Origin of the sequence: Brevundimonas vitisensis, from assembly GCF_016656965.1 — a bacterium.
Taxonomy (GTDB): domain Bacteria; phylum Pseudomonadota; class Alphaproteobacteria; order Caulobacterales; family Caulobacteraceae; genus Brevundimonas; species Brevundimonas vitisensis.
In genome coordinates, this window is the sequence record NZ_CP067977.1 from 2285457 (window position 1) to 2297785 (window position 12329).

Genomic DNA, 12329 nt, shown 5'->3' on the forward strand with positions numbered 1-12329 from the left:
ATCGCTGACTGCGAGGCCGCATGTGCCCCCTCCCGCCGAGGCTCGCGGCCCCGTTGAAACCTGAAAAACCGATGTCCGTCACGCCCCGCCGCGCCGCCCGCTCCTCATCCCTGCCCGCCGCCGTCGCGCTGGACGGGGTGGACTTCGGCTATGCGGAGACGCCCGGCGTGCTGAAGGACGTTAACCTCAGTCTGCCTGCGGGCTCTTTCCACTTCCTTACCGGACCGTCCGGAGCGGGAAAGACATCGCTGCTCAAGCTGATGACCCTGGCCGAGCGACCACTTGCGGGGCGAATCGCCCTGTTCGGAGAAGATGTGACCGAGGTGGCGCGGGGCAGCCTGCCGCCGATCCGGCGGCGCATCGGTGTGGTGTTTCAGGATTTCCGTCTGCTGGATCACCTCAGCGTCTTCGAAAACGCCGCTCTGCCCCTGCGGTTGGCAGGCGGACGCGAGATCGACTACCGCCCCGATGTCGAAGAGATGCTGCAATGGGTCGGGCTGGGCCCCCGGATGTCCGCCAGCCCCGCCGCCCTGTCCGGTGGCGAGAAGCAAAGGCTGGCCGTTGCTCGCGCCGTGGTGGCCAAGCCGGACCTGATTCTGGCCGACGAACCGACGGGCAGCGTCGATGCGGCCATGGCCGACCGCCTGATGTCCTTGTTTCAGACCTTGAACCGCATGGGCACGACGGTGCTGATCGCCGGGCATGACCCAGCTGTGGCTCAGCGCCTGGGTGCGAGGGTCCTAGGCCTGACCGATGGCCGTTTGACAGGAGATCTCGCGTGATCCCGCGCTGGTTTCCGTCCGGCCGCTCCCTGATCGCTCGGGACCGGGCGGGCGAGGGGTGGCTGATCGGACTGATCGCCGTGCTGAGCCTGTTGGCCTGTCTGGCGGCTGCGGGCGGGGTGGCGGCCGAGCGCGCGGCGTCCGGCTGGAGCCGGGCTCTGCGGACCGAAGCCACGGTCCAGGTTCGCCCCCGCGTCGGCGAGACCGGCGATGCCGCCGCCGCCCGCGCCGCCGAAACCCTTTCTGGTCTGGACGGTGTGCAGGAGGCGGCCGTGCTGGACCGGGCAGCGGCCGAGGCCCTTCTGAGGCCCTGGTTGGGCGAGGCGGCCTTGCCGGACCTGCCCTTGCCCTATCTGGTTACGGTGCGGCTGGACACGGCCCAGCCGGCCAGCGCGGTCAGCCTCAGCCGTGCCCTTGCCGAGGCGGGGCTGGATGCGAGCGTCGACGATCACAGCCTGTGGCGCGAGGAGGTCGAGCGTTCCGCCGCCTGGATCGCGGCCCTGGCCCTGGCCGTGTTTTGCGTCACGGCGGGTGCGGCGGCGGTTGCGGTGATCTATGCCACGCGGACGGGTCTGGCCGCCCAGGCCGAGACCATTGAAGTCCTGAGCCTTCATGGCGCGACGCCCAACACGATCGCGGCCCAGTTTCAGCAGCGTTACGGCCTGCTGGCGGGGGCGGCCGGCGCGATCGCTGCCGCGGCCTCTGCCTTCTTGATCCTTGTGCTGAGAATGCTGGGCGGCAGCGAAGGCCTTATCCCGGCCTTGCCCCTGACCTGGAGCGACATCATCCTTGTATCGCCAACGCCGCTGGTCGCGGCTACTGTGGCGCTTGTGACGGCGCGGGTGACCGTCCTGCGGCGTCTTCGATAAGGGAACGGACCGGCGTGCGTTTGAAGTTTCTGACCGTGGTCGCGATCGTCGTGCTGGTCTGGCTGGTGGGGCTCTTTGCCTTTGCCGACCGGGTGCGCGGCCTCACGCCCGCCCAGGAGCCACCTCGCGCCGATGCCATCGTCGCCCTGACCGGCCCGTCGGCCGAGCGCGTCAACGCCGCTGTTCGACTGCTGGAACAGGACAAGGGCCGACGCCTGCTGATCTCGGGCGTCAATCGCGAGGTCCGACGCCAGGAGCTGCGCGACCTGACGCCGGGGTCCAGCCGCCTGTTCAACTGCTGTGTCGATTTGGGGTTCGAGGCCGAAAATACCCTGGGCAATGCCAGCGAGATCGCCGCCTGGGCGCGTTCTCGCGGCTACGACAGCCTGATCGTGGTGACGTCCGACTATCATATGCCGCGCAGCCTGGTGGAAATCCGCAGCGCTGCGCCCGAGATCGAGCTTATCCCCTATGCGGTGGTGACGCCTTCTCTCGACGATTCCCGCTGGTGGCGCGCGGCGGTCACGGCACGCCGCATGACGCTGGAATACATGAAATATCTGACCGTCCTGATCCGCGAGGGTATCCGCAAGGTGGCCGGAGACGAACCGGCGCGCGCGGTGCAGGACACGGCCGAGGACGTGGCCAGAAAGGCTGCCTGATTTGACTGCCCTGCGTTCCCTGCTGTTCGTGGCCTGGCTCTATCTGTCGATGGCCGTGTTTGCCGTCGGCCTGTCGCCGGCGCTTTTGATGCCCTACCGCCAGGCCATGTGGGTGATCCGCCATTGGGCCCGGTTCTGCCTGTTCGGCCTGCGCTGGATCGCCGGGGTCAAGGTCGAGTTCCGGGGCCTGGAGCATATGCCGACCGGAGCCGCCCTGCTGGCCGGCAAGCATCAGGGGATGCTGGACGTGATCGCCCCCTTCGCCATCCTGCCGGACAACTGTTTCATCATGAAGAAGGAGCTGATGCCGCTGCCCTTCTTCGGCTGGTTCGCCTGGAAGACCAAAATGATCGCGGTGGACCGCTCGGCCCATGCCAAGGCCTTGAAGGACATGGTCAAACAGGCGCGCGCCCGTTACGCCGAGGGCCGCCAGATCCTGATCTTTCCCGAGGGCACGCGCGCACCGGTCGGGGCCGCCCCGGATTACAAGCCCGGCATCGCGGCCCTGTACCGCGACCTGGACTGTCCCTGCATTCCGATGGCGACCAACTCAGGCGTCCATTGGCCGGCCCACGGCTTCCGCCGCTATCCGGGGACGGTGGTCTATGAGTTCCTGCCCGCGATCCCTGCAGGCCTGAAGCGGGCCGACTTCATGGCCCGGCTGGAAGCGGAGCTGGAGGCGGCATCGGGGGCTCTGCTAGGCCTTCCGAAAGAAGGCGTGGATGCGCTCGGCCAGGGCCTGGTTGATGCCGTCCACCTTGACCAGGTCCGCGACCGCGGCGCGTGACACGCCCTTGGCCGAGCCGAAGGCGTGCAGCAGGGCCTTCTTGCGGCCGGGCCCGACACCCTCGATCTCGTCCAGCGGGTTCTTCTTGATGTCCATGCTGCGACGGGTGCGGTGGGCCCCGTTGGCGAAGCGGTGCGCCTCATCGCGCAGGCGCTGGACGTAATAGAGGGCCGGCGATTTCAGGGGCAGCATGAAGGGCGGCTTGCCCGGCACGAAGAACCGCTCCATCCCGGCATCGCGATCCGGTCCCTTGGCCACGCCGACGGCGGTGATGTCGTCCAGGCCCAGGTCCGCCAGCACGGCCAGCACCTCGGCCAGCTGACCGGCGCCGCCGTCGATCAGCAGCAGGTCGGGGCGAACCACGTCCTCGGTGCCCTCTTCCTCGTCCTTGACCAGTCTGCTGAACCGGCGCCGCATCACCTCGCGCATCATGCCGTAGTCGTCGCCCGGCGTCAGGTCGGTGCCCCGGATGTTGAACTTGCGATACTGCGACTTCTGGAAGCCTTCGGGGCCAGCCACGATCATGCCGCCGACGGCATTGGTGCCCTGGATGTGGGCGTTGTCGTAAACCTCGATCCGCTCGGGGCGGGCCTCCAGGCCGAACGCCTCGCAGACCTCGTCCAGGATTTTGCCCTGGGCCGACCCTTCAGCCATCTTGCGACCCAGGGCCTCGCGGGCATTGGTCAGGGCGTGATCGACCAGCGCGTGACGATCGCCGCGCAACGGGCGCTCGATCGAGACGACCCGGCGCCCGTCCGCCTGTTTCGCCTTCATGGAAAAGGCCTCTTCCAGAAGTTCCTTTTCGAAGGGCAGAACGTTGGACAGGATCAGCCGCGGGACTGGCTTGTCCTCATAGAACTGGCCCAGGAAGGCGGCGAGGATTTCGGGATCGGTGTCGGTCTTGTCGACGCGCGGGAAATAGGCCCGCCCGCCCCAGTTCTGGCCCGCCCGATAGAAAAACACCTGCACGCAGGCCTGCCCGCCTTCGCTGAACAGGGCAAAGACGTCGGCCTCTGCCACGCCTTCGGCACTGACGCTGGATTCCATGGTGATGGCCGACAGGGCGCGGATGCGGTCGCGGACGCGGGCGGCCTGTTCAAAGTCCATGGCTTCAGCGGCGTCGGTCATTTCCTGGGACAGCCGGGCGATCACGGCGCGGGACTTGCCCTTCAGAAAGGCCGAGGCCTCATCGACCAGCTCGCCGTAATCCTCCAGCGAGATCAGGCTGGTGCAGGGGGCCGAGCAGCGCTTGATCTGGTGCAGCATGCAGGGCCGGGTGCGGGTCTCATAGACACTGTCCGAGCAGGACCGCAGCAGGAAGGCCTTCTGCAGCGTGTTCAGCGTGCGGTTCACCGCCCAGGTCGAGGCGAACGGCCCGAAATAGTCGCCCGGCGTCGTATGGGCCCCGCGGTGCTTGCGGACCTGGGGCGCGCGGTGGTCCTTGCGGATCATCAGCTCGGCGAAGGACTTGTCGTCGCGCAGCACGACGTTGAAGCGAGGCTTCAGCTTCTTGATGAAGTTGGATTCCAGCAGCAGGGCCTCGGTCTCGGTTGCCGTGACCACCAGCTCCATCGACCGGGTCAGACTGACCATCAGGCCGATGCGCTGGGTGTGAAAACGCCCCTGAGCATACTGAAGGATGCGTTTCTTGATCGACTTGGCCTTGCCCACATACAGGCAGGTGCCGTCCTCGCCATACATCCGATAGACGCCGGGCTTGTCTGGCGCGCGGCGTGCCTCGTCGCGGATCAGGTCGGCGGCGACCAGCCGGGTCTCGGGAATCGGAGCGTCGTTCATTCCCCCCGATATAGGCTCAGGAACGCCGGACCAGAACCACCCCGGCAATGACCAGGGCGACGCCGGCAACCCGGCCCAGGTTCAACGGCTGGCGCGGCACGCCCAGGGCTCCGAAATGATCCAGCGTCAGGCTGAGAAGCAGCTGGCCTGCCACCATCAGCGTCACGGTCATCGCCACGCCCAGACGCGGCACGGCCCAGGCCGCGGCAACCACAAAGACCACGCCATAGAGCCCTCCGGCCCAGGCCCAGGCCGGCAGGGCCTTGGCCGCCTGGATGTCGGGCCGCGTCTGCAGGGCCAGGGCCATGATCCCCAGGGCGGCTGTTCCCACGGCGAAGGACACAAAGGCGGCATTGACCGGTGAGGCGACGGCGGTCGCCAGTCGCGCATTGGTCGGGGCCTGAAGCGCCGTCGCGCCGCCGGCGATGATGATGGCGATCATGGAAAGCAGCGTCGGGTTCATGGCCTTGGGGCTAACACCGAAGGCGGCGGGACGGGAAGGGCCATGGCGGGTCGTCGTCGCCTTACCCCGATTTAACTTGGCCCTTACGCCGGGGGTCGTCACATAGCGGACAACCGAAAGGGCCGGTCGGAACCGCATGTCTCTCGCACTCTCCACCCTGCTGTACGAATGGCGCCGCTACATGGCCGCCGTGATGGCGCTGGCCCTGTCGGGTCTGCTCGTCCTGGCCATGACCGGCGTCTTCATCGGCATCGGCAAGGGCTTCACCGCCACGATCGAGCGGTCGAACGCCGACATCATGATCATGCAGCCGGGGGCCACCAGCCTGATCGGCGGCCCATCGGGCGTGCCCCGCCGCTTCATCCCCATGGTCTATCGCAACCCGGAGGTGGTCGAGGTCCAGCCGCTGGACGGCGCGGGCGGCACGTTCCAATCCGTCAAGAACGTCGATCCGACCTTGTCCCAGGCCGAGCGAGCCAAGATGGGGGCGCCGCGCCAGGAGTTCGTCCAGGCCAGCATCATCGACACCACGCCCGATGCCGTTACGATCCCTCAGGATTATTCCCAGGAACTGGTCGACGCCCTGCGGCAACCCTATACGGTCGCGGTCGATGAGACGGCCCTGCCCAAGCTGGGTGTGAAACTGGGCGACAAGGCCCTGTACAACGGCCAGACGGTCACCGTCGTCGGTGTGACGCGCGGTTATCCCAACATGATGCAGGCTACGGTCGTGATGTCGCGCGACACCCTGCGGATGCTCGGCCAGGCCGACAACGGACCTCGCGTCGGGCCATTGATGGTCAAGATCCGCAATCCCGAGCGGGCCCAGGCGGTGGCGGCGCAGCTGAATGAGCTGGGCAATGGTCAGTGGAAGGCATGGACCCGCCAGGAACTGGCCGATGCCAATGCCGGGGCGATGTTTCAGGAAGGCATTCTGGTCATCATCATCGGCGGGTGCGTGGTTCTGGGCACCATCATCGGCGTCGCCATCACCTGGCAGACGCTGCGCGGTGCCATCATGGCCAACATCAAGGAATTCGCCTCGCTGCGCGCCCTGGGCGTCGGCATGGGGTCGCTTCGGCGGATCGTGATGGAACTGAGCTTCTGGGTCGGCTGCGTCGGCGTGATCGCGGCGATCGGCCTGACCTGGCTGGTGTCCCTGTTCGCCATGGCCAATGCCGTCATCATCGCCCTGCCACCCATCCTGCTGATCGTCGTCGGCGGCGGATTGATCCTGATCGCCATGCTGTCGGGCTTTCTGTCGCTCGGCATCCTGAAGAACAGCCAGCCTGCGGACCTTCTGCGATGACCACAAAGGTGCACGGCAATCACGGCGACTTCGCGATCGAGGCCAAGGGCCTGGTCAAGCGGTTCAAGTCCGGAAAGAGCTTTGTCGAGGTTCTGAAGGGCGTGGACTTCGACGCCCGTCACGGCGACCTGACCATGGTCATGGGGCCATCCGGTTCGGGCAAGTCGACCCTGGTGGCGACCCTGTCCGGTCTGCTGCGCCCGGAGGAGGGCCGCGTCGACATGCTGGACGTCGATGATCTCTGGAAGATGTCGTCGGGCAAGATCGACAAATTCCGCCTGGACCACTGCGGCTTCATCTTCCAGGGTTTCAACCTGTTTCCGGCCCTGACCGCCCTGCAACAGGTCGAGGTGGTGCTGAAATTCCAGGGGCTGTCGTCGGGCGATGCCAAGCGGCGGGCCACGGCGGCCCTCGAAGAGGTGGGCCTGGGGCCGCGTCTGCATCAGCGGCCGACCATCCTGTCAGGTGGCGAAAAGCAACGCGTCGCCATCGCTCGCGCCCTCGCCAAGGATCCGCAGATCCTGTTCGCGGACGAACCGACCTCGGCCCTGGACGGCGAGAACGGCCAGATCGTGATCCGGCTGCTGCGACGGGCGGCCACGGAGCACGGGGCTGCCGTCATCTGCGTGACCCACGATCCGCGCCTCGAAGCCTGGGCCGATCGGGTCATCAAGATCGAAGACGGCAAGATCGTCGACGACCAGCGTCACACGCCCGATCCCAATGCCGTCCTGGCCTCCCATCACTGACATTCATCTCCGTCTTAAAGACCGAAAGACCCCGCTATGCCCGCCTTCCTGAAGAAAAAACGGATCTGGATCGGCCTCGCCCTGATCATCGTCCTGGTGGTCGGCTTCCTGATGATGCAAAGCGCCGGGGCCGCCAAGAAGGCCGAGGATGAGAAGGCGGCCGCCAATGCCCCGGCCAGCCCCTATTCGGCCATCGCCAACGGCAAGGCGGATGTTGAGGGCGGCATCATCCAGATCGCTGCGCGTCGTGGCGGTATCGTGAAGGAAGTCCTGGTTCAGGAAGGCGATCGGGTCGTCGCCGGTCAGGTCCTGGCCCGCCAGGAGGACGACGAGCCGCGCCTGGCCTATCAGCGGGCCCAGGCCGAGGTCGCCCAGGCCGAAAGCCAGCTGGCCGCGATCCGGGTCGAGATCAGCACGGCCCGGCGCGAATACGATCGCCTGGCCCGGCTGGTGGACACCAATTTCGTCGCCGCCCAGCGCATCGACCAGGCCCGCGACGCCATTGCCACGGCCGAGGCACGCCTGGCCTCACAGCAGGCTTCGATCATGACTGCCCGGGCGCGGCTGAACGAGGCGGCCTATAACCTGGAACTGACCGTTATCCGTGCTCCCATGGCCGGCCGGATCGTGCGTCGCTATGCCAATCCCGGCGCGGGCGCCTCGACCCTGAACGTCTCGACCATGTTCGACCTGGAGCCCGATGCCCCGCGTATCGTCCGCGCCGAGATCGTCGAGGCCGACATTCCGAACATCACCCCCGGCCAGCAGGTCGAGATCAGCCCCGAGGGCGATCCTTCCAAGGTCTATGTCGGGCGGGTGCTGCGCCGTGCCGCCGTGTTCGGGGCCCGCAAACTGGCCTCGGACGATCCGTCGCAACGCTCCGACGAGCGGGTCGTCGAGGTGGTGGTGTCGTCCGACGACGCCCCGCTGCTGATCGGTCAGCGGGTGCTGGTGAAGTTCATGAAGCCGGGTGAAACGGCCGGAGCTCCGCGCCAGACCACGGTCGGCGTCGGCCCTGACCAGGCGATGCGGACGCCGGGGTAAGACTTGTCAGAGTTCTCCCCGCAGGTTCGCGGGGCAGGACGGTTCATCGCCCCGTGAAGTCCCCCGGGCGCTTCTCCAGCACAGCGCTGACCCCCTCCAGGTGGTCGTCGCTGAGATGGGCCAGGGCCTGGATGGCCGCGGACATTTCCAGGATCTGATCGAAGCTTGCCTCACGACCTTGGCGCAGCAGGCTCTTGGCCATCCTCAGGGCCTGGGGCGGCTGGGCGGCGATCTGGCCGGCGGTGTCCATCGCCTCGTCCATCAGCTGATCGTGCGGCACCACGCGGTTGACCAGACCCCAGCGCTCGGCCGTCTCCGCATCGATCGAGCGGGCCGTGAACAGCATTTCGGCCGCGCGGACATAGCCGATGTTGCGCGGCAGCAGCCAGGCTCCACCGTCGCCCGGAATGATGCCCAGCTTCAGAAACGGCACGCCGAAACTGGCCCGGTCCGAGGCGATCCGGATGTCGGCCAGTCCGGCGATGTCGCAGCCCAGCCCCATGGCCGGCCCGTTGACAGCGGCCACCAGCGGCACCTCAAGCCCATAGAGAGCGCGCACGATACGGTGAACGACCCGCCGATAGCGCTCGCGGATGGCGGTGCCCGACCCTTCGAACAGGTCCGTCCGCGCCTTCATCGCCTTCAGGTCTCCACCAGCGGAGAATGCCCGTCCTGCCCCGGTCAGGATGACGCAGCGGATTTCCGGGTCCGCATTGACCGCCTCGCAGGCGTCGGCAAAGGCCTGACCGTCTTCGGGGTCGGGAAGGGCATTCAGTCGCTCTGGGCGATCCAGTGTCCAGATCGCGATCCTGCCGCGCCGTTCCTGGTTGATCAGTGACATCGGGACCTCTCGACTTCGATCGGCGATCTATATCGCGCTTTGCCCGCATGGCGACGGGGGGTAAGGCGTGCGGCATGACGATCATCCTTCATGGGCACCCGCCCGCCGTGTTCGACCCGCCCGCCGGGGCCGTCCAGACCTCGCCACTGATTCCCGGCTCCGCCTCGCTGGAAGACCTGGCGTCCGGCTGCGCCTCCATGGCCATGGTGTATGCGCCCCCCGGCGTGCTGGAGCGCCGCCACACCCTGGCGCTGGCCCTGCGGGCGCTGCGGCCGGGCGGACGGCTGGATGTCATGGCCCCCAAGGACCGCGGTGGCTCGCGCCTGAAGAAGGAACTGGCGGCTTTTGGCGTCACGGTCGAGGAAACGGCCAAGGCGCACCATCGCCGCTGCATCGCCCTGGTGCCGGAAGCGCCGACGGGTCTGGAGGCCGCGATCGCAGCAGGGGACCTGCAATGGGTCGACCCGGTCGGCGCTTGGTCTCAGCCGGGCGTCTTCGCCTGGGACCGGATCGACCCGGGCACGGCGCTGCTGGCCAACCACCTGCCGTCGCTGCGGGGGCGGGGTGCGGATCTGGGCTGCGGCTATGGAGCCTTGGCGACCGTGGCGCTGCGATCGGAGGGAGTCACGGGCCTGCGGCTGGTCGATCTGGACCGCCGGGCGGTCGCGGCGGCCCGGCGCAATGTCGAGGATCCGCGCGCCAGCTTTGAATGGGCCGATGCGCGCACCCTGCCCACCGAGGGCGATCTGGATTTCGTGGTCATGAACCCGCCCTTTCACGAAGGGGGCAGCGAGGATCGCCGCCTGGGTCAGGCCTTTGTTCGCCAGGCGGCCGGGATGCTGCGCACCGGCGGGGTTCTGTGGCTGGTCGCCAACCGGCACCTGCCCTATGAGGCCGAGCTGAGTGCGGCGTTCAAGCGGTTCTCTCCGGTGGCGGACACCGGAGGCTATAAGGTCATCGAGGCCGTGAAGTGAAAACGCCCACTTCCCGCGTGGACAAGCTGCTGGGGTCGATGGGCTATGGCTCTCGCACCGAGATGGCCCGTCTCGGCAAGCTGGGCGGCATCACCCTGGACGGCAGCGAGATCCGGGACGTTTCGGTCCGCATCCCCATCACCCCCGACCTGCCATCGCGCATGCAGGTCGATGGCCAGCCGCTGGACCCTGTTCCCGGCCTGGTGATCCTGCTGAACAAGCCGCTGGGCATGACCTGTTCGCACAAGGAGGACGGCGAGCTGGTCTATGATGTCCTGCCCGAGCGTTGGCGGCGTCGCGACCCGGCCATCTCCACCATCGGCCGGTTGGACAAGGCGACGACCGGCCTGTTGCTGCTGACCGACGACGGCGACCTGCTGCATCGGGTCATTTCGCCCAAACGCCATGTGGCCAAGGTCTATGTGGCCACCTTGGCCCGGCCGCTGGTCGGGACCGAGGGCGATCTGTTCGCGGCGGGGGGGCTGGTGCTGGAAGGCGAGGCCAAGCCTCTGGCCCCCGCGACATTGGAGGTGTTGTCGCCGGCCCCCGATGGTCGCCACAGGGCGCGGCTGACCGTGACCGAAGGCCGCTATCACATGGTGCGCCGCATGTTCGCGGCGGTCGGCAATCACGTCGAGGCGCTGCATCGCGAACGCCTCGGTGGCCTGACCCTGCCGGACGATCTGGCAACCGGTGAGTGGCGGCTGATGACGCCGGAGGAGATTGAGCAGATCTTCCTGTAGCGCCTGCTGGAACCACGCCGCCCCGCAGGCCTTATTGCTCCGCTTCAACGGGGTCTGACGATGACGGGTGCCACCAACAAACGTGACCTTCGCACGGGTCGGTCGGTGTGGGCCGACAGTCCGGGCCTGGGCGTGTCGGTCCGGCCCTTGACCGAGGCCGTGTCCGTCGATGTCGCCATCGTGGGAGCGGGCATCAGCGGGGCCTTCATTGCCAGGGAGCTGGCGCGGGACCATTCGGTCGCTGTGCTGGATCGGCGTCCGCCGCTTATGGGCTCGACCGTGGCCTCGACCGCCATGTTGCAGTGGGAGATCGACCTGCCTCTGACCGCGCTGGCGGACGAGATCGGCATGGCCAAGGCCAGGCGGGCCTATGGCCGGTCCCGCGCTGCGGTCGATGATCTCAAGCGGATCGTGGCCGAGGAGGGCATCCGCTGCGGGCTGAAGGACAAGGGATCGCTCTATCTGGCGGGTGATGACTACGGCCGTCGCGCCCTGGAAGCCGAGGCCGAAGCCAGGGCCGGGATCGGGCTGGACAGTCTCTTCATCGGGCCGGCGGATTTGCGCGACCGGTACGGCATCGAGCGGACAGGGGCGATCGTGTCCCAGGGCTCGGCCAGCGCCGACCCCGCCAGGCTGGCCGCGGGTCTGATGCGGCGCGCAATCGCCGATGGAGCCAAGGTCTATTCGCCGGTCGAGGTTCTGCAGGCGGCCAGCGATCCCGATGGCGTGACCCTGCTGACCGATGCCGGTCATGCGGTTCGGGCCCGGACGGTGATCTTCTGCTGCGGCTATGAGTTCCCCAAGGGCGTGCCGACACCGGGGGCTGAGGTCATCTCGACCTGGGCCCTGGCCACCAAGCCGCGCAGCGTCTGCCCCGCCTGGCTAAAGGACATGCTCGTGTGGGAGGCGTCCGACCCCTACCTCTATTTCCGTATGGGACAGGACGGTCGGCTGATCGTCGGCGGCGAGGACGAAGCCGATCCCATCGCCCATGATGACCCCGCCAAGCTGAAGCGCAAATGCGAGACCATTGCGCGCAAGCTCAAAGCCCTGATGCCCACTTTGGAGTTCGAGATCGACTACACCTGGGCCGGCGCCTTCGGGACCAGCACGACCGGCCTGCCGTCGATCGCGCCGGTGCCTGACATGGACCACGCCTTTGCCGTCATGGGTTTTGGCGGAAACGGCATCACCTATTCGGTCATCGCCTCGCAGATCGTGTCGGCGGCGGTGCGCGGAAAGCCGGACCCGGATGCAGACTTGTATCGACCCGATTGACGGGGACGGCGGGGTGACCCATGACGCCGCG

The 12329-nt window shown here is 67.4% G+C and carries 13 protein-coding genes; 10 read left to right on the forward strand and 3 right to left on the reverse strand.

What is annotated here, in order from left to right; genetic code table 11:
* Nucleotides 1–71: 71 nt before the first annotated feature.
* From JIP62_RS11655 to JIP62_RS11670, 4 genes are read left to right on the forward strand one after another with little or no spacing between them, the layout of a single operon-like run.
* The gene (locus tag JIP62_RS11655) at nucleotides 72–782 is read left to right on the forward strand and encodes a cell division ATP-binding protein FtsE (RefSeq protein WP_201102347.1); all 711 of its coding nucleotides are present in this window, start codon (nucleotides 72–74) and stop codon (nucleotides 780–782) included.
* A complete protein-coding gene (locus JIP62_RS11660; protein WP_201102348.1) occupies nucleotides 779–1651 on the forward strand; it encodes a cell division protein FtsX in 873 nt (290 codons plus the stop codon). Before JIP62_RS11655 ends, JIP62_RS11660 begins: the two co-directional genes overlap by 4 nt.
* A 20-nt stretch (nucleotides 1652–1671) precedes the next feature.
* Complete coding sequence (locus tag JIP62_RS11665) at nucleotides 1672–2313, forward strand: YdcF family protein (protein WP_201104729.1); 642 nt, start codon at nucleotides 1672–1674, stop codon at nucleotides 2311–2313.
* A 1-nt stretch (nucleotide 2314) separates the two neighbouring features.
* A complete protein-coding gene (locus JIP62_RS11670) occupies nucleotides 2315–3100 on the forward strand; it encodes a lysophospholipid acyltransferase family protein (protein WP_201102349.1) in 786 nt (261 codons plus the stop codon).
* On the opposite strand, the gene uvrC is transcribed toward JIP62_RS11670, so the two are convergent.
* Both uvrC and JIP62_RS11680 read right to left on the reverse strand, forming a co-directional pair.
* Nucleotides 3011–4897, reverse strand: coding sequence for an excinuclease ABC subunit UvrC (gene uvrC / locus JIP62_RS11675; RefSeq protein ID WP_201102350.1), 1887 nt, complete (start codon nucleotides 4895–4897; stop codon nucleotides 3011–3013). The genes JIP62_RS11670 and uvrC overlap by 90 nt on opposite strands.
* Nucleotides 4898–4913: 16 nt before the next feature.
* Nucleotides 4914–5360 carry a DMT family transporter gene (locus tag JIP62_RS11680; RefSeq protein ID WP_201102351.1) on the reverse strand — a complete coding sequence of 149 codons (447 nt, stop codon included), beginning with the start codon at nucleotides 5358–5360 and terminating at the stop codon, nucleotides 4914–4916.
* 136 nt (nucleotides 5361–5496) lie between these two features.
* Here JIP62_RS11680 and JIP62_RS11685 point away from each other — a divergent pair, with 136 nt between their 5' ends.
* From JIP62_RS11685 to JIP62_RS11695, 3 genes are read left to right on the forward strand one after another with little or no spacing between them, the layout of a single operon-like run.
* Nucleotides 5497–6669 carry an ABC transporter permease gene (locus tag JIP62_RS11685; protein WP_201102352.1) on the forward strand — a complete coding sequence of 391 codons (1173 nt, stop codon included), beginning with the start codon at nucleotides 5497–5499 and terminating at the stop codon, nucleotides 6667–6669.
* Nucleotides 6666–7418, forward strand: coding sequence for an ABC transporter ATP-binding protein (locus tag JIP62_RS11690; protein WP_201102353.1), 753 nt, complete (start codon nucleotides 6666–6668; stop codon nucleotides 7416–7418). Before JIP62_RS11685 ends, JIP62_RS11690 begins: the two co-directional genes overlap by 4 nt.
* A gap of 36 nt (nucleotides 7419–7454) precedes the next feature.
* On the forward strand, nucleotides 7455–8462 hold the full coding sequence (locus tag JIP62_RS11695) for an HlyD family secretion protein (RefSeq protein ID WP_201102354.1): 1008 nt from the start codon (nucleotides 7455–7457) through the stop codon (nucleotides 8460–8462).
* Between the two features lie 43 nt (nucleotides 8463–8505).
* Here the strand turns inward: JIP62_RS11695 and JIP62_RS11700 are convergent, their stop codons facing one another.
* The gene (locus tag JIP62_RS11700; RefSeq protein ID WP_201102355.1) at nucleotides 8506–9303 is read right to left on the reverse strand and encodes a crotonase/enoyl-CoA hydratase family protein; all 798 of its coding nucleotides are present in this window, start codon (nucleotides 9301–9303) and stop codon (nucleotides 8506–8508) included.
* 74 nt (nucleotides 9304–9377) lie between these two features.
* On the opposite strand from JIP62_RS11700, the gene JIP62_RS11705 reads away from it, so the two are divergent.
* From JIP62_RS11705 to JIP62_RS11715, 3 genes are read left to right on the forward strand one after another with little or no spacing between them, the layout of a single operon-like run.
* Nucleotides 9378–10277 carry a class I SAM-dependent methyltransferase gene (locus JIP62_RS11705; protein ID WP_201102356.1) on the forward strand — a complete coding sequence of 300 codons (900 nt, stop codon included), beginning with the start codon at nucleotides 9378–9380 and terminating at the stop codon, nucleotides 10275–10277.
* A 38-nt stretch (nucleotides 10278–10315) separates the two neighbouring features.
* A complete protein-coding gene (locus tag JIP62_RS11710; RefSeq protein ID WP_201104731.1) occupies nucleotides 10316–11020 on the forward strand; it encodes a pseudouridine synthase in 705 nt (234 codons plus the stop codon).
* Nucleotides 11021–11080: 60 nt separating this feature from the next.
* Nucleotides 11081–12298 carry an NAD(P)/FAD-dependent oxidoreductase gene (locus JIP62_RS11715; RefSeq protein WP_201102357.1) on the forward strand — a complete coding sequence of 406 codons (1218 nt, stop codon included), beginning with the start codon at nucleotides 11081–11083 and terminating at the stop codon, nucleotides 12296–12298.
* The last annotated feature ends 31 nt before the right edge of the window (nucleotides 12299–12329 follow it).